The organism is Sphingomonas sp. EC-HK361 (assembly GCF_902498785.1).
Taxonomy (GTDB): domain Bacteria; phylum Pseudomonadota; class Alphaproteobacteria; order Sphingomonadales; family Sphingomonadaceae; genus Sphingomonas.
In genome coordinates this window covers 800512-815268 of record NZ_LR701494.1, presented here as the reverse complement: position 1 = coordinate 815268, position 14757 = coordinate 800512, and the positions used below count along the sequence as shown (strand labels likewise).

Genomic DNA, 14757 nt, shown 5'->3' with positions numbered 1-14757 from the left:
CCTTCGCTGGGGTGACGATTGAGAAGAAGGAAGAAAACACCAATGGCACTCAGCATTCGCCTGTCGCGCGGCGGCTCGAAGAAGCGTCCCTATTACCGCATCGTCGTCGCCGACGCGCGGAGCCCGCGGGACGGCAAGTTCCTGGAGAAGATCGGCAACTACAACCCGCTGCTCGCCAAGGACGACGAGAAGCGGGTGCAGATCGACGCCGATCGGGCGAAGCACTGGCTCGGCGTCGGCGCGCAGCCGACCGATCGCGTCGCACGCTTCCTCGACGTTGCCGGCGTGAAGGAGCGGCCTGCGCGCAACAACCCGAAAAAGGCCGAGCCGGGCGAGAAGGCGAAGGAGCGTGCGGAAGAGCGCGCCGAGAAGCAGAAGGCCGCTGAAGAAGCCGCCGCCGAGGCCGCTGCCAAGCCCGCTTCGGTCGAAGAGGCGCCCGCCGCCGACAGCAACGAGGAGGCCGAGGCCGTCATCGCCGGCGAGGTCGAGGCCGCGACCGAAGAGCCGACCGCCGAGGGCGAGAAGGTCGCCGAGGCTACCTCCGAGCAGTAAGCATCGAATGTCGGGCGTCGCGCGTTTCCCTTGGCCGAACGGTTGAACAGGAGATGCGCGATGCCCGATCTCGACCCCGATCCACGAACGGCGCCCGATGACCATGAAGACGCCACCCCCACCGAAAATGAAGGCGTCTCCAGCGAAGAGCCGGCCGAAGGCGCCGACGACGAACCCGGACCCGGATCGCCCGCAGGCTGAAACCGGCGAGCGGATGGTGACGCTGGCCGTCGTCATCGGCGCGCATGGCGTCGGCGGCGAGTGCCGGCTGAAGGTCTTTGCTGACGATCTTGCGGCGTATCGCAGCTTCAACGGCGGCGCGCTCAACGCGACGTCGATCCGCGGCGGCGCGAACGGCACGATCGCGCGCTTTGGCGAGGTGCCCGATCGCACCGCCGCCGAGGCTCTGCGCGGCACCGAACTGCGCGTGCCACGCAGCATGCTGCCGCCGCTCGCAGACGGGGAATATTATCACTTCGATCTGATCGGGCTCCCGGCGAAATCGAGGGATGGGACGGTGCTGGGCACTGTGGTCGATGTGGAGAATTTCGGTGCCGGCGACGTGATCGAGATCGAACGCGCGCCGGTGGATGGCCGCGCGGGCAAGCGCTTCATGGTGCCGATGCGTCTTGATGCGGTGCCGCACTGGGATGATGAGGCGCTGACAGTGGATTCGGCTTACGTCGAATAGTCTTCAGTTAAACTGACAGTCCGATAGGCCGCTTTTATGTGCTCCCGCGAAGGCGGGAGCCCAGTCTGGATCCCCGCCTTCGCGGGGATACATTGGTTTCAATCTACTGTTACGCGCGCTAACGCCGCAGCGGCTTTCGTTTCGTCAAGTCGTTGCGGATCGTCGTCGCGGCGACGCCGGCCTGGCCCATCGCGTTGCTGATCTGGTCGAGCCCCTTCACGACATCGCCCGCCGCATACAGACCTGGCACGCTGGTGCGCTGGTGTGCATCGACCTCCAGGCAGCCGTCCTCGGTCGCGCGGGCGCCGGCGGCGACGGCGAGGTCGGAGCGGATGTCGGAGCCGAGTGCGGGGTAGATGCTGTCGAAGGCCATCCGCCCGGCGGCGGTGTCGACCGCGAGGCGCGTCCCCTCGATCGCCCAGCCACCGCATGGGCCATCGACATGCGCGATACCGGCATCGTCGAGCGCGCGGCGGCAGTCTTCGTCGAGATCGTGCGCGGCGCCGGGGGCGATGACCGTCACGTCGGCGGTGTAGCCGCGCAGGAACAGCGCCTCCTGCATGCCGTGATCGCCGGTGCCGACGACGCCGACGCGCTTGTCGGTGACTTCATAGCCGTCGCAGATCGGACAGTAGCGGAGAAGACCGCGGGTGAGCGCGGCGTCATGGAGCGCATCGTCCATATCCGGGCGGTGGTTCACGACCCCCGTTGCGAGCAGCACCGCGCGCGCCGGCATCACGCGGTCGCCGACGCGGACCTCGAAATTCTCCCCATTCGACGTGATCGCATCGACCCGCGCCTCCTCCCGCACCGCGCCGTAGAGCTCAGCCTGGGCGAGCATCCGCTGGAGCAGGTCCTTGCCTGCTATTCCAGCGGGGTAGCCCGCATGGTTGTGCGACCGTGGGATGAGCGCGGCGCGGCTCGATCCGCAATCGAACAGCCGGATCGAAAGATGAAAACGGGCGAGGTAGATCGCGGCGGTCAGGCCCGCGGGGCCGGCGCCGATGATGATGCAGTCGTCCATTGCATTACATCCTTGGTAGCGCGTATATACATGTCGTAATAACGGAGGCGGTCATGGGTGTCGAATATCGTGCCAAGGTGTTCAAGTCGGGCAATTCGTTGGCGATCCGATTGCCCAAAGCCTTCGGTTTTGCAGACGGCGAGGATGTGAAGATCGTGGCGCACGCCGACGGTTCGTGCAGCTTCTGGCGCGAGAGCGATTCAGCGGCGGTGCTGATGACCCTGTATGGCAGCATGTCGCCGGGATACATGGCCGAGGGGCGCGGCGATATCGAGCAGGAGGAACGGGACTGGCGTCCGGGGACCGGCTCGGCGGCGGCAGCGTGACCTATCTTCTGGATACGAACGCCTGTCTCGATTTTCTGCTTGGTCGCAGTGCATCGCTTGCCGGAAGGATCGAACGACAGTTCGGCCGCCTGGCGGTATCGATCATTTCCGCGGCCGAGCTTCGCGTCGGCAACAAGACTTCGGAAGATCCGGAAAGGGATGCGCGCCGCGTGGAGCAATTCCTGGCCTCGGTCATAGTCCCGTCTTTCGACGAGGCGGCTGCTTCGGCCTATGGAAGGCTTGCCAAGCAGGCGGGTGTCCGGCGCGGCAGTTTCGATCGGCTGATCGCCGCCCATGCGCTTGCGATCGACGCGACTCTCGTAACGAATAACGAGCGCGACTTTGCCGACATATCGGGGCTGAAGATCGAGAACTGGACCCGATGACCTTCGCCGCCACGGTTCTTACCCTCTACCCGGACATGTTTCCCGGGCCGCTGGGTCATTCGATCGCCGGGCGGGCGCTGGCGGAGGGGCGGTGGTCGCTTGAGGCGATCAACATCCGCGATTTCGCGACCGACAGGCATCGGACGGTGGATGATACCCCGGCGGGCGGCGGCGCGGGGATGGTGCTGCGGGCCGATGTCGTCGCAAGCGCGCTCGACAGCTTGGGCGGGACGGCGCCGGTGCTGGCGATGACACCGCGTGGGCGGCCGCTTTCGCAGGCGCGGGTGCGCGAACTGGCGGCGGGTCCGGGGGCGACCATTTTGTGCGGTCGTTTCGAGGGATTCGATGAGCGACTGTTCGAGGCGCGCTCGATCGAAGAGGTGTCGATCGGCGACTATGTCCTCTCGGGTGGGGAGATGGGGGCGCTGGTGCTGCTCGACGCTTGCGTTCGGCTGCTTCCCGGCGTAATGGGCGCGGCTTCCAGCGGAGACGAGGAAAGCTTCGAAAGCGGCCTCCTCGAATATCCGCATTATACCCGACCGCAGATGTGGGAAGGGCGCACGATCCCCGAAGTGCTGCGATCGGGGGATCATGCGAGGATCGCGGCCTGGCGTAAAGCGCAGGCCGAGACCGATACACGGCTAAGGCGGCCGGATCTTTGGGAGCGCCATATCGGCGCTCGGGTCCAGTCGCCCTCTGGTGCGCAGCGACGAACGAAGGACGAATGAGATGAATCTCATCCAGACACTCGAAGCCGAGAACATCGCCAAGTTTCTCGACGCGAAGAAGATCCCCGAATTCCGCCCCGGCGACACGCTGAAGGTCGGCGTGAAGGTCGTCGAAGGCGAGCGCACCCGCGTCCAGAACTACGAAGGCGTGTGCATCGCGCGCTCGAACAAGGGCATGGGTTCGAACTTTACCGTGCGCAAGATGAGCTTCGGCGAGGGCGTCGAGCGCGTCTTCCCGCTCTACTCGCCGAACATCGACAGCATCGAAGTCGTCCGCAAGGGTGCGGTGCGTCGTGCCAAGCTCTATTATCTGCGTGGCCGCACCGGCAAGTCGGCGCGCATCGCCGAGCGCCGCGACACGCGTCCGGCCAAGGGCACCGTCGCCGCCGCCGAGTAATCGGAGCGAAATGCATGGAAGAAATCGGGGTGCGGGAGCGAGGCTTCCGCGCCTCTTTTCTTGTCGGTAGCGACGAACTGTGTGCTCGACCCGTTGGTGCTGAGCTTGTCGAAGCACTGCCTTTTCGCGACGACCGAGGGACGATCTGGTGCGGCTGTCCGTAAGGTCGTCGCTCAAGACAGCACTTCGACAGGCTCAGTGCGAACGGGTTGGGTGGGTTTTGCATTTCATAAAGCAATCCACGTCCAATTACGCGATGTGATATTGTAACCTTGATCTGCGCGGCGTATATGCGGCGCATGACGACGACTCGCTACGCCTGGTTTCCGGGTCTGGATCGCCTGGCGATCGGACTGTCGGGGCTATGCGTCGTGCATTGCCTGGCGAGCGCGGTGCTGCTGGCGATGCTGTCAACGGTCGGCGGGCTGCTCGCCGATCCGATCTTTCACGAGGTGGGGCTGACGATCGCGATCGGGCTCGGCGCGGTCGCGCTGGGCCGCGGGGTGATGGCGCATGGCTATATCATGCCGGTCGCAATGGGGTCGCTCGGGCTCGGCATCATGGCTGGGGCGATCACGCTGCCGCATGATGCCGGCCATGCCGAGACGATCTGGACGGTCATCGGCGTCGGTCTGCTGGCGATGGGGCATGATCTCAATCGGCGCGCCATTGCCTGAACCGCTTGCGAGGCGTTCGCAGCGACCTTAGGTTCAGTTCATGCCGGGACATCATCATCACGAGCCGCAGGGCGACGACCTCACCGTAGCGGCGCAGGGGCGGCTCGAGCAATCGGGCGAGCAGTGGACCGCGATGCGCGCGAGCGTTTTCGAGGCGCTGGCCGGGTTCGACAAGCCTGCGTCCGCCTATGACATTGCCGAGGCGGTGTCGAAGCGCGAGGGGCGGCGGGTCGCGGCGAACAGCGTCTACCGGATCCTCGACCTGTTCGTTGGCGCGAACCTCGCGCGGCGGGTTGAGAGCGCCAACGCCTATATCGCCAACGCGCATCCGGATTGCCTGCACGACTGCATCTTCCTGGTGTGCGACAGTTGCGGACAGACGACGCATATCGACGACGACCGGCTGACCCGCGGGGTGCGCGAGGCGGCGCTGGCGCACGGCTTCACGCCGGTGCGGCCGGTGATCGAGGTGCGCGGGAAATGCGCCGACTGCGCGACGAACTAGGGCGAAGCCGGTAGGCCTGTCCGTTCGTGCTGAGCGAAGTCGAAGCACATATTCACGCCCTTCGACTACGCTCAGGGCAAGCGGGATGGGCGGCTCAAAGCAGCTTTCCCATCCTGACCAGCGGGACCACGACGCCCTCGACAGGAGCTGCCGCAGTGCGTTCGATCACGACATAGCCTGCCGCGCGGTAAAGCGGCTCTCCGGCGAGCGTCGCCATCATTTCCGCACGCTCGAATCCCGCAGCGAAGGCGGCCGATTCGCATGCACGCAGGATCACCGCGCCGACTCCGCGGCGAGTGAAATCGGGATGGGTGAACATCGTGCGGATGCGGGCGGCGTCTTGGGCTGGATCGAGGAGCGTTGCGTCGCGCAGCTCGGCGGAGTGATCGCCGCCATAGAGCGTCGCGCGCCGGCTCCACCCGCCGCATCCGGCGATGACGCCGCCCAGTTCGGCGACGAAATAGGTGCCGTCCTCGATCAGCTGCGTGTCGAGCCCCATCACCTGCCGACTCGCGGCGATCTGGGTTTCGCCCAGAAAGTCGCGTTGCAGCGTGTCGATCGCGCGGCGCATCAGCTCCCGGATCTCGGGAATATCGGCGGTCGTCGCGATGCGGATGGCGGGGCGGGACATGGATCACGCGGATCACCGCGCCTGCGGCCCCGCGTCAACCCTTTCGCGCGCAATCGACACCCCGTTTGGGTTGGTCTAAACGGATAGAATGTCCGAACTTCCCGCGACCCCGTTGCTTGATACGGTCCTTTCGCCCGCCGACCTTCGCAACCTGAAGCCAGAGCAGCTCCGCCAGCTCGCCGACGAATTGCGCGCGGAGACGATTTCCGCGGTCGGGACGACCGGCGGGCATCTCGGATCGGGATTGGGCGTCGTCGAGCTGACGACAGCCATCCACTACGTCTTCAACACCCCCGACGACCGGCTGGTGTGGGACGTCGGGCATCAATGCTATCCGCACAAGATTCTGACCGGGCGGCGCGACCGTATCCGCACGATTCGTCAGGGCGGGGGGCTGTCGGGCTTCACCAAGCGAGCCGAGAGCGAGTACGATCCGTTCGGCGCGGCGCACAGCTCGACCTCGATCTCCGCGTCGCTCGGCTTTGCGGTCGCCAACAAGCTGGCGGGGACGCCGGGCAAGGCGATCGCGGTGATCGGCGACGGCGCAATGTCCGCGGGCATGGCCTATGAGGCGATGAACAACGCCGAGCAGGCGGGCAACCGGCTGGTCGTGATCCTCAACGACAATGACATGTCGATCGCGCCGCCGGTCGGCGGGCTGTCGGCCTATCTCTCGCGGATCGTATCGAGTCGCGAATTTCTGGGTCTTCGCGAGCTGATGAAGAAGTTCGCGCGCCGCCTGCCGCGGCCGTTTCACCAGGCGGCGCGAAAGACCGACGAATTCGCGCGCGGCATGACGATGGGCGGCACGCTCTTCGAAGAGCTGGGCTTCTATTATGTCGGGCCGATCGACGGGCATAATCTCGACCATCTGATTCCCGTGCTCGAAAATGTGCGCGATGCCGAGGAAGGCCCGATCCTGGTCCATGTCGTGACCAAGAAAGGCAAGGGCTATGCCCCGGCCGAGGCGGCGGCGGACAAGTATCACGGCGTCCAGAAATTCGACGTGATCACCGGCACGCAGGCGAAGGCGCCGCCGGGGCCGCCGCAATATCAGAACGTCTTCGGCGAGGCGCTGGCGAAGGAAGCGCAGAGCGACCCGCGCATCTGCGCCATCACCGCGGCGATGCCGTCCGGCACCGGGCTCGACAGGTTCGCGAAGGCGCATCCCGACCGGTTCTTCGACGTAGGGATTGCCGAACAGCATGCGGTGACCTTTGCGGCGGGGCTGGCGGCGCAGGGGATGCGGCCGTTCTGCGCGATCTATTCGACCTTCCTCCAGCGCGCCTATGACCAGGTCGTCCATGACGTCTGCATCCAGAACCTGCCGGTGCGCTTCGCGATCGACCGTGCCGGGCTCGTCGGGGCGGACGGCGCGACACATGCGGGGTCGTTCGACGTGACCTATCTGGCGACGCTGCCCAACATGGTGGTGATGGCGCCCGCCGACGAGGCCGAACTCGTCCACATGACGCATACCGCGGTGCTGCACGACAGCGGGCCGATCGCGGTGCGCTATCCGCGCGGCAACGGCACCGGGGTCGCGCTGCCCGAGGCGCCCGAGCGGCTGGCGATCGGCAAGGGCCGGATGGTGCGCGAGGGCAAGACGGTGGCGATCCTGTCCCTCGGCACGCGGCTGGGCGAGGCGCTGAAGGCGGCGGAGACGCTGGAGGCCAAGGGGCTGTCGACGAGCGTGGCCGATCTGCGCTTCGCCAAGCCGCTGGACGAGGCGCTGATCCGCAAGCTGCTGACCACGCACGAGGTCGCGGTGACGATCGAGGAGAATGCGGTCGGCGGCCTCGGCGCGCATGTGCTGACGATGGCGAGCGACGGCGGGCTGACCGATGCGGGGCTGAAGATCCGCACGCTTCGTTTGCCCGACCGGTTCCAGGACCAGGACAAGCCCGAGCTGCAATACGCCGAGGCAGGGCTCGACGCGGACGCGATCGTCGATACCGTGCTGACCGCGCTGCGGCATAATTCCGGCGGGATCGCCGAGGCGCGGGCTTAGATTCAATGTCCGGCACGGCCAAGGTTATTGCGATCACTGTGCTGGCGGTGTTTGCGCTGGCGATGTTCAACCTGTCGATCTGGCGGCGGATGCAACGGGCGCTGGCTGCGGCGCGAGGAGGGGCGGGGCGTGAGGATCGACCCGATGTCATGGGCAACCAGGTCTTGGTGCACCGTAAGGACAGTGCTCCCGCGCAGGCGGGAGCCCAGAGCCGCGAGCGTCGTGGTCGGTAACTCTGGGCTCCCGCCTGCGCGGGAGCACGGTAGCCGCTGGATCAAATTTCTACCGCATCATTGACCCACCCAGATAATGGGCTTCGGCGGCGTCGGTCGCGTTGACGGCGAGGATCGCGCGCGCGTCGCCCGGTGCCATGCTGCGGCCGTGCGCGGCGCCTGACGCGGCGATCACGCGTTCGAGCAGTTCCTGCCCTTCCGGCCACCAGCCGATCCCGCTCGCGGCATTGAGATGGCCCTGCGGCCCCGCATCGACGAAGTGGCTCCCCCAATCGACCGCAAGGCTGTGCGCACGATCGATATCGATCCACGGATCGTCGTTCGATGCGATCAGGATCGAGGGGAAGGGGAGCGGGGTGCGCGGCGCGGGCGCGAAGCCGCGAAGCTCGTCGCGCGCGTCGGTGCGATCGACATCGGCGGGCGCGACCAGCAACGCACCGGCGACCGGCCAGCCATAGGGCTGCGGGCTCAACTGCGCCCACCATGCCACGGAAAGGCAGCCGAGGCTGTGCGCAACGAGGATGATCGGCGCCCGGGTCGAGCGCACCGCCTGGTCGATCTTCGTCACCCAGGCGTTGCGGTGCGGCATCGTCCACATGCCGAGATCGACGCGCGTGGTATCGACCCGCGATTCCTCCCACAGCGACTGCCAGTGCGACGGCCCGGAGCCGTTCAGCCCGGGGATGGTGAGGACGGTCGCATGGCCGTGGAAATCGGCTTGATAGGACGCCATGATCGCTCTCCGTTCAGGATGAAGCGAGGCCGCGCCAGACGCTCTAGGGGGCACGTGCGCCGCGGCCTCGCCCCGACACAAATGCCATTCCTACTATTCCGATGGGCAATAGGTTTGGCGACCAGGGGAGTGCGGGTTGCTACGATCCGAAAGTGCCGCGATATGACGAGGGGTTCAAACTCATTCAGAACGAGGATCGAGATCGCCCGTGGAGAGCCGCCGACAAGAAGCGCCGCGCAGTCGCGTAGCTGAAGCTACGCGCAAGCAAGCGACGACGCTCGGCGGCTCTCCACGGGCGACCCCCTACGGAAGCGGGCCGATTTTGGCGCACAGCGGCGTCGCGGCGTCGGTCACGATGCATTGGCATCGCTCCCTCCTTGCTCCTACCTGTGTGCCAAAATCGGCTCCGTCTCGACCTCGTTCTGAATGAGTTTGAACCCTAAGATGGCCAAGCAGCGCGCAGACCAGATGCTCGTCGATCGGGGGCTCGCCGAGTCGCGCACGCGGGCGCAGGCGCTCATCATGGCAGGGCTGGTTTTCGCGGGCGAGCGCAAGGTCGAGAAGCCGGGGCAGGCGCTCGCCGAAGACGCGATTCTTGACGTGCGCGGGCGCGACCACCCCTGGGTTTCGCGCGGGGGAATCAAGCTGGCGCACGGGCTCGATCAATTCGGATGGGATGTAGCGGGGGCGGTCGCGATCGATGTGGGGTCCTCGACAGGCGGGTTCACCGATGTGCTGCTGACGCGCGGCGCGGCGAAGGTATTTGCGGTCGATAGCGGCACGAACCAGCTCGCATGGAAGCTGCGGCAGGATCCGCGCGTCGTCGTCCACGAACAGACGAGCGCGCGGGTTCTCACACCGGCGCACATTCCCGAGCCGATCGACCTTGTCGTGTGCGATGCGAGTTTCATCGGGCTGGCCAAGGTGCTCGCCGTGCCGCTCGACTTCGTGAAGCCCGGCGGGCGGCTGCTCGCGCTCATCAAGCCGCAGTTCGAGGCGGGGCGCGACGAGGTCGGCAAGGGCGGTGTCGTCCGGGATGCTGCAATCCACGCACGTGTCTGCGACGAGGTTGCGGCGTGGCTCGTCGGCGAGGGCTGGACGGTCGAGGGCGTCACGCAGAGCCCGATCACCGGGCCGGAGGGAAATATCGAATTCCTGATCGGCGCCGGGAAAGCCTGATCCGCCGCGGGACACCAGGCTGTTCCGGGCTGTTTACCCGCGTGGCGGTTCCGGGCAGAAGCGCGCCTGAACATCGAGAGGGGACAGGCGTGGGTGGATTGGCGTCGAAGGACCAGTTGCGGATGTCGTTCCTGCGCTGGGCGCTTGTTGCGGTCCCGGCGATCGTCCTGCTCGGCTTCCTGTCGGGCACCAGCGTGGCGAATGGCGCGGACAGCGCATGGTATCGCGCGCTCCAGAAGCCGGCGCTGACCCCGCCGGGATGGCTGTTCCCGGTGGCCTGGACCATCCTCTACATCTTGATGGGACTCGCGCTCGCCGTGATCCTGCATGCGCGCGGGGCGCGGGGCCGGGGTGGAGCGCTGGCGCTGTTTGTCGTGCAGTTCGTGCTCAATCTCATCTGGACGCCGGTGTTCTTCGGCCAGCACAAGGTCTCGCTCGCGCTCTGGATCATCGTGGCGATGCTGGTCGCGGCCACCGCGACGACGATCGCGTTCGGGCGGATCAGGCGTGTGGCGGCGTGGTTGATGGTGCCGTATCTGGTGTGGATCAGCTTTGCCGGTGTGCTCAACTGGCGGATCGATCAGTTCAATCCTGACGCGCAGCATCTTGTGCCGGGGGCAGCGAAACTCCAGATCAGCCTTTGAGCAGAGTTGAAAGGCCCCTCATGCAGACCGAGAACCGCATCTTAGACGATTTCGCCAAGTTCCTGAACGGCGCGGCGGGCACCGTCGCCGGCATGGGGCGCGAAGCCGAATCGGGGATGCGCCAGCGTATGCGCGAATGGATCGGCGGGATGGATTTCGTCAGCCGCGAGGAGTTCGACGCGGTGAAGGCGATGGCGGTCGCGGCGCGCGACGAGAACGACGCGCTGAAGGCGCGGCTCGATGCGATGGAGGCCAGGGCCGCGAAGCCGGGCAAGGCCGCGGGCGGGTCCGCGGCCTGACTTTTTCCACAGATTCCTGCACCGATTATCCACATGCCCCGCGGGTCTTCCTCGCGGGGCTTTGCACGCGCGGCGCTTTCCGTGCGATAAGGCGATGATGCTCGACGAAGCCGATTACGACCGGGAGGCCTCAGCGCCGATCGACATGCTCGAAACCTATTATGCGGCGCATGGCTGGACGCATGAGCGGCACGACGACGAGATCGTCGCGACCGTGAAGGGCAGCTGGACCGAATATGAGCTGCGCGCGCTGTGGCGCGAGGACGACAGCGTCCTGCAGTTCCTCGCCTTTCCCGACGTGAAGGTGACGGAAGAGCGCCGCCCGGCGATGTACGAGGCGATCGGGCTGGTCAACGAACAGCTCTGGGTCGGGCATTTCGAGCTGTGGTCGTCGAGCGGCATCCTGCTTTATCGTCACGCCGCGCTGGTCGATGGCGAGGAGCAGGGAACGATGTCGCTCGCCGCGGCCGAACTGCTCGTCGAATCGGCGATCGACGAATGCGAACGCTTCTACCCCGTGTTCCAGTTCGTCCTGTGGGGGGGCAAGACCCCGCGCGAGGCGCTGGACGCCGCGATGGTCGAGACGCAGGGCGAGGCTTGAGCGTTATTCCACCGGCGGGTGCCCGCATCCTGCTGGTCGGGGCGGGCAATATGGGCGGCGCGATGCTGCGCGGCTGGCTGAAGGCGGGAACGCGGCCGGATCGGATTACGGTGGTCAGCCCGAGCCTGCGCGCGATGCCGGACGGGGTGCGCGTCGTTGCGGAGTTGCCCACCGACAGTGCCGACGAGTTCGATGTGGTCGCGCTGGCGCTGAAGCCGCAACAGCTCGGTGCGCTGCGCACCCCTGCGTTTGCAGCACTGGCGCCCCGGCTGCTGCTGTCGGTGCTGGCCGGGGTGGAGATCGCGACGCTGGTGCCGATGTGCGCCGCGCAGTCTGTCGTGCGCGCGATGCCCAATCTGCCGATCGCGATCGGGAGAGGCGTGATCGCGCTTCACGGTGGAGAGGGCGACGCGGAAGGGCGAGCGCTCGCCGAAGCACTCGTGACGCCGCTCGGCCATGTCGAATGGATCGGTGACGAGGCGCTGTTCGACGTCGTGACCGCGCTTGCCGGGAGCGGGCCGGGCTTTCTGTTCCGCTTCGTCGACGCGCTCGGCGCGGCGGGCGCCGCGCTCGGCATCCCCGCGGATCAGGCCGCACGACTGGCGCTGGCGATGGTCGCGGGAAGCGCGGCGATGGCCGAGGCGGCCGACGCGTCGCCGGCGGTGCTGGCCGACCGGGTGGCGAGCAAGGGCGGATCGACGCGCGAGGGGCTGAACGTGCTCGATCGCGATGGCGCGCTGGTGCGGCTGCTGACGGAGACGCTGGAGGCGGCGACGCGGCGCAACCGTGAGATGGCAGAGGCTGCTCGGCGGGGTTGATCGAGCAGCCTGAGGCGATCCACCAGCTCCGTTCGGCCTGAGCGAAGTCGAAGGCCACGTGTTGCGCGGCGTGCTTCGACTTCGCTCAGCACCAACGGGCAGGGTTAGACCAACACCTTTTCCGGACGCTCGACGCGCTCCAGATCGGTATCGCGGTCGATCTCCATCATCGGTTTGATGTGGCCATCGCGGATATCGTACACCCAGCCGTGGAGCGCCAAGTCCTGTCCGCGGGCGAAGGCGCCCTGGACGGTTTCGGTGCGCGCGAGGCGGACGAGCTGGTCGCTGACGTTCACCTCGACCAGCCGGTTGACCTTCGCCTCCTCGGTCGGCTGCGCGTCGATCTCATCGCGGTGATCGGCAAGCACGCCGCGTGCGACGTCGAGCCACTTGTCCACCGGCCCGGTCACGCCGCCGGTCAGCGTCGCCTTGATCCCGCCGCAGCTGTGATGGCCGCACAGGATGATGTGGCGCACCTGCAGCACATCGACCGCATATTGCAGCACCGACAGCAGGTTCAGGTCGTCCTCATGCACCAGATTGGCGACGTTCCTGTGGAGGAACATGCCGCCCGGCGGTGTCATCGTCATCTGTTCGGGCGTGACCCGGCTGTCGGAACAGCCGATCCACAGGAAATCGGGCTTCTGCCCGGCGATCTGACGCGAGAAGAACTCGGGGTCCTCGTCGGTCAGCTCGACCGCCCACGCCTTGTTGGCGAGGAGCAACTGCTTGTATTCCTTCATGCGAAGCGGACCTCTCTGGTCGGGGCGTGGACCATCGCGGCGGTGCGGCCGGCGAGATCGCCGCGCAGCGTGACGGTGATGCCGCGATATTCGGCGCCCTTGATGAACGCGTTGATGATGTCGACGTTATCGAGATCGACATAGCTGGTCGATGACAGGTCGATCAGCAAATTGACGTTGTCCGGCACCCGGCCGAGCTCACGACGCAGCTCGTATTTATGGATGAAATACAGGTTGCGCCGGGCACGGATCAGGCAGTCGCCGCCGTCGCAGGCATAGGTGATTGCGGTGCGGAAATTGCGCGCCACGACGAAGATGAACCCGACGACGAGCCCGATGACGATGCCTTCGAGAAGATCGGTGAACAGGATCGCGACGACCGTCACCACGAAGGGCACGAACTGCGTCCAGCCCTGCTTAAGCCGGTCGGCGAAGAGCTTCGGCTTGGTCAGCTTGTAGCCCGTCGCGATGAGGACGGCTGCGAGCGCGGACAGCGGGATCAGGTTCAGCGCGACCGGGATCAGCGCGACGCTCAGCAGCAGCCAGCACGCGTGCATCATCGCCGACAGCTTGCTCTCGGCGCCCGAATCGACGTTCGCGGAGGAGCGGACGATCACCGACGTGACCGGGATGCCGCCGATCAGGCCCGAGGCGATGTTGCCGCCGCCTTGCGCGAACAGCTCCCAGTTCTTGGGCGTGGTGCGCCGGCGCGGATCGATCTGGTCGACCGCATTGACGCTGAGCAGCGATTCGAGGCTGGCGACGATCGCGAGGGTGATCGCCACCGTCCATACGGTCTTGTTGCCGATCTGCGAGAAATCGGGGGTGGAGAAGAAGCTCAGGAAGCTGCCGAAATCGCTGGCAACGGGCACCTGCACCAGATGCGACGCTTGCAATTGCAGCGACGGCGCGACGATGCCAAGCAGCCCGTTGCCGACGATACCGATGAACACGACGACGAGCGGACCCGGCAGGAAGCGCAGCGGGCCGGTCTTGGGCTTGGCCGCGTCCCACCAGAACAGGAAGACGAGGCTGACGACCGAAATCAGGATCGCGCCCCACAGCACCGACTGGTTGAGCGCATACCAGATGGCGGACAGCGTGTTGCGGCCGTCCTGGGCGAAGAATTCGAAGCTGCCTTCGTAATCGCCATCGAAGCCGATGGCGTGGGGGATTTGCTTCAGGATAAGGATCAGGCCGATCGCGGCGAGCATGCCGGTGATGACCGAGGATGGCACGAATTCCGAGAGCACGCCCGAGCGGGTGAGGCCGAAGAGCAGCTGAAATACGCCCGAGAGCACGACCGCGAGCAGGAACGCCTCGAAGCTGGGCAGGCTCTGGATGCCGGCCAGCACGATGACGGTGAGGCCGGCGGCGGGGCCGGCGACCGAGAGCGAGGACTTGGACAGCAGGCCGACGACGATGCCACCGACGATGCCGGCGATCAGGCCGGACAGGGGCGGGGCGCCCGAGGCGACCGCGATGCCGAGGCACAGCGGCAGCGCGACGAGCGCGACGACGATGGAGGCGGGCAGGTCTGCTCGCCATGTTTTGAAACTGGGGATCAAGCTAGGCACGT

General features: G+C 66.4%; 20 protein-coding genes. 15 read left to right on the top strand and 5 right to left on the bottom strand.

All coding sequences use genetic code 11. The features are described 5' to 3' along the window. Positions 1-42: 42 nt before the first annotated feature. On the top strand, positions 43-552 hold the full coding sequence (rpsP, locus tag BOS5A_RS11275) for a 30S ribosomal protein S16 (RefSeq protein ID WP_151955195.1): 510 nt from the start codon (positions 43-45) through the stop codon (positions 550-552). A gap of 214 nt (positions 553-766) precedes the next feature. Then, a complete protein-coding gene (gene rimM, locus BOS5A_RS11270; RefSeq protein ID WP_151955194.1) occupies positions 767-1243 on the top strand; it encodes a ribosome maturation factor RimM in 477 nt (158 codons plus the stop codon). A gap of 118 nt (positions 1244-1361) precedes the next feature. Here rimM and BOS5A_RS11265 read toward each other — a convergent pair whose 3' ends face one another. Further along, a complete protein-coding gene (locus BOS5A_RS11265; RefSeq protein ID WP_151955193.1) occupies positions 1362-2267 on the bottom strand; it encodes an NAD(P)/FAD-dependent oxidoreductase in 906 nt (301 codons plus the stop codon). A 53-nt stretch (positions 2268-2320) separates the two neighbouring features. Between BOS5A_RS11265 and BOS5A_RS11260 the strand changes: the two genes are divergently transcribed. The 6 genes from BOS5A_RS11260 (at position 2321) to BOS5A_RS11235 (ending at position 5286) form a co-directional block, all read left to right on the top strand. Next, positions 2321-2593: an antitoxin gene (locus tag BOS5A_RS11260; RefSeq protein ID WP_151955192.1), complete on the top strand. Its 273-nt coding sequence runs from the start codon at positions 2321-2323 to the stop codon at positions 2591-2593. Then, positions 2590-2979, top strand: a complete 390-nt coding sequence (locus tag BOS5A_RS11255; protein ID WP_151955191.1) for a type II toxin-antitoxin system VapC family toxin — start codon at positions 2590-2592, stop codon at positions 2977-2979. Before BOS5A_RS11260 ends, BOS5A_RS11255 begins: the two co-directional genes overlap by 4 nt. Next, complete coding sequence (gene trmD, locus BOS5A_RS11250) at positions 2976-3707, top strand: tRNA (guanosine(37)-N1)-methyltransferase TrmD (RefSeq protein WP_151955190.1); 732 nt, start codon at positions 2976-2978, stop codon at positions 3705-3707. Before BOS5A_RS11255 ends, trmD begins: the two co-directional genes overlap by 4 nt. Position 3708: 1 nt before the next feature. Continuing rightward, positions 3709-4104: a 50S ribosomal protein L19 gene (gene rplS / locus BOS5A_RS11245; RefSeq protein WP_151955189.1), complete on the top strand. Its 396-nt coding sequence runs from the start codon at positions 3709-3711 to the stop codon at positions 4102-4104. 299 nt (positions 4105-4403) lie between these two features. Then, a complete protein-coding gene (locus tag BOS5A_RS11240) occupies positions 4404-4781 on the top strand; it encodes a MerC domain-containing protein (protein ID WP_151955188.1) in 378 nt (125 codons plus the stop codon). 40 nt (positions 4782-4821) lie between these two features. Next, positions 4822-5286 carry a Fur family transcriptional regulator gene (locus BOS5A_RS11235; RefSeq protein WP_151955187.1) on the top strand — a complete coding sequence of 155 codons (465 nt, stop codon included), beginning with the start codon at positions 4822-4824 and terminating at the stop codon, positions 5284-5286. A gap of 94 nt (positions 5287-5380) precedes the next feature. Here BOS5A_RS11235 and BOS5A_RS11230 read toward each other — a convergent pair whose 3' ends face one another. Further along, positions 5381-5917, bottom strand: coding sequence for a GNAT family N-acetyltransferase (locus BOS5A_RS11230; protein ID WP_151955186.1), 537 nt, complete (start codon positions 5915-5917; stop codon positions 5381-5383). Positions 5918-6005: 88 nt separating this feature from the next. Here BOS5A_RS11230 and dxs point away from each other — a divergent pair, with 88 nt between their 5' ends. Together dxs and BOS5A_RS11220 are read left to right on the top strand one after the other, a co-directional pair. Continuing rightward, entirely contained in the window at positions 6006-7928 is a 1923-nt protein-coding gene (gene dxs / locus BOS5A_RS11225; RefSeq protein ID WP_151955185.1) for a 1-deoxy-D-xylulose-5-phosphate synthase, read from the top strand. Between the two features lie 5 nt (positions 7929-7933). Then, positions 7934-8161 carry a hypothetical protein gene (locus BOS5A_RS11220; protein WP_151955184.1) on the top strand — a complete coding sequence of 76 codons (228 nt, stop codon included), beginning with the start codon at positions 7934-7936 and terminating at the stop codon, positions 8159-8161. A gap of 49 nt (positions 8162-8210) precedes the next feature. On the opposite strand, the gene BOS5A_RS11215 is transcribed toward BOS5A_RS11220, so the two are convergent. Continuing rightward, positions 8211-8894, bottom strand: a complete 684-nt coding sequence (locus tag BOS5A_RS11215) for an RBBP9/YdeN family alpha/beta hydrolase (protein WP_151955183.1) — start codon at positions 8892-8894, stop codon at positions 8211-8213. A gap of 444 nt (positions 8895-9338) precedes the next feature. Here BOS5A_RS11215 and BOS5A_RS11210 point away from each other — a divergent pair, with 444 nt between their 5' ends. The 5 genes from BOS5A_RS11210 to BOS5A_RS11190 all read left to right on the top strand — a co-directional run bounded on the left by BOS5A_RS11210 (position 9339) and on the right by BOS5A_RS11190 (position 12435). Then, positions 9339-10073 (top strand): TlyA family RNA methyltransferase, encoded by a 735-nt coding sequence (locus BOS5A_RS11210; RefSeq protein WP_199857420.1) that lies wholly within the window; start codon positions 9339-9341, stop codon positions 10071-10073. Positions 10074-10162: 89 nt separating this feature from the next. Continuing rightward, entirely contained in the window at positions 10163-10717 is a 555-nt protein-coding gene (locus tag BOS5A_RS11205; RefSeq protein ID WP_234419310.1) for a TspO/MBR family protein, read from the top strand. A 20-nt stretch (positions 10718-10737) separates the two neighbouring features. Continuing rightward, positions 10738-11016, top strand: coding sequence for an accessory factor UbiK family protein (locus tag BOS5A_RS11200; RefSeq protein WP_151955182.1), 279 nt, complete (start codon positions 10738-10740; stop codon positions 11014-11016). 94 nt (positions 11017-11110) lie between these two features. Then, entirely contained in the window at positions 11111-11617 is a 507-nt protein-coding gene (locus tag BOS5A_RS11195) for a YbjN domain-containing protein (protein WP_199857350.1), read from the top strand. Then, entirely contained in the window at positions 11614-12435 is an 822-nt protein-coding gene (locus tag BOS5A_RS11190) for a pyrroline-5-carboxylate reductase family protein (RefSeq protein ID WP_267903848.1), read from the top strand. Before BOS5A_RS11195 ends, BOS5A_RS11190 begins: the two co-directional genes overlap by 4 nt. Before the next feature lie 104 nt (positions 12436-12539). Here the strand turns inward: BOS5A_RS11190 and BOS5A_RS11185 are convergent, their stop codons facing one another. Together BOS5A_RS11185 and BOS5A_RS11180 are read right to left on the bottom strand one after the other, a co-directional pair. Further along, on the bottom strand, positions 12540-13178 hold the full coding sequence (locus BOS5A_RS11185) for a carbonic anhydrase (protein WP_151955179.1): 639 nt from the start codon (positions 13176-13178) through the stop codon (positions 12540-12542). Next, on the bottom strand, positions 13175-14755 hold the full coding sequence (locus tag BOS5A_RS11180) for a SulP family inorganic anion transporter (RefSeq protein ID WP_151955178.1): 1581 nt from the start codon (positions 14753-14755) through the stop codon (positions 13175-13177). The genes BOS5A_RS11185 and BOS5A_RS11180 overlap by 4 nt, the downstream gene beginning before the upstream one ends. Between the last annotated feature and the right edge of the window lie 2 nt (positions 14756-14757).

Bases quoted from the DNA above. Each gene is read 5' to 3' on its own strand.
- rpsP (WP_151955195.1), top strand. From the start codon at position 43: ATGGCACTCAGCATTCGCCTGTCGCGCGGCGGCTCGAAGAAGCGTCCC.
- rimM (WP_151955194.1), top strand. From the start codon at position 767: ATGGTGACGCTGGCCGTCGTCATCGGCGCGCATGGCGTCGGCGGCGAG.
- BOS5A_RS11265 (WP_151955193.1), bottom strand. From the start codon at position 2,267: ATGGACGACTGCATCATCATCGGCGCCGGCCCCGCGGGCCTGACCGCC.
- BOS5A_RS11260 (WP_151955192.1), top strand. From the start codon at position 2,321: ATGGGTGTCGAATATCGTGCCAAGGTGTTCAAGTCGGGCAATTCGTTG.
- trmD (WP_151955190.1), top strand. From the start codon at position 2,976: ATGACCTTCGCCGCCACGGTTCTTACCCTCTACCCGGACATGTTTCCC.
- rplS (WP_151955189.1), top strand. From the start codon at position 3,709: ATGAATCTCATCCAGACACTCGAAGCCGAGAACATCGCCAAGTTTCTC.
- BOS5A_RS11240 (WP_151955188.1), top strand. From the start codon at position 4,404: ATGACGACGACTCGCTACGCCTGGTTTCCGGGTCTGGATCGCCTGGCG.
- BOS5A_RS11235 (WP_151955187.1), top strand. From the start codon at position 4,822: ATGCCGGGACATCATCATCACGAGCCGCAGGGCGACGACCTCACCGTA.
- BOS5A_RS11230 (WP_151955186.1), bottom strand. From the start codon at position 5,917: ATGTCCCGCCCCGCCATCCGCATCGCGACGACCGCCGATATTCCCGAG.
- dxs (WP_151955185.1), top strand. From the start codon at position 6,006: ATGTCCGAACTTCCCGCGACCCCGTTGCTTGATACGGTCCTTTCGCCC.
- BOS5A_RS11220 (WP_151955184.1), top strand. From the start codon at position 7,934: ATGTCCGGCACGGCCAAGGTTATTGCGATCACTGTGCTGGCGGTGTTT.
- BOS5A_RS11215 (WP_151955183.1), bottom strand. From the start codon at position 8,894: ATGGCGTCCTATCAAGCCGATTTCCACGGCCATGCGACCGTCCTCACC.
- BOS5A_RS11210 (WP_199857420.1), top strand. From the start codon at position 9,339: ATGGCCAAGCAGCGCGCAGACCAGATGCTCGTCGATCGGGGGCTCGCC.
- BOS5A_RS11200 (WP_151955182.1), top strand. From the start codon at position 10,738: ATGCAGACCGAGAACCGCATCTTAGACGATTTCGCCAAGTTCCTGAAC.
- BOS5A_RS11195 (WP_199857350.1), top strand. From the start codon at position 11,111: ATGATGCTCGACGAAGCCGATTACGACCGGGAGGCCTCAGCGCCGATC.
- BOS5A_RS11185 (WP_151955179.1), bottom strand. From the start codon at position 13,178: ATGAAGGAATACAAGCAGTTGCTCCTCGCCAACAAGGCGTGGGCGGTC.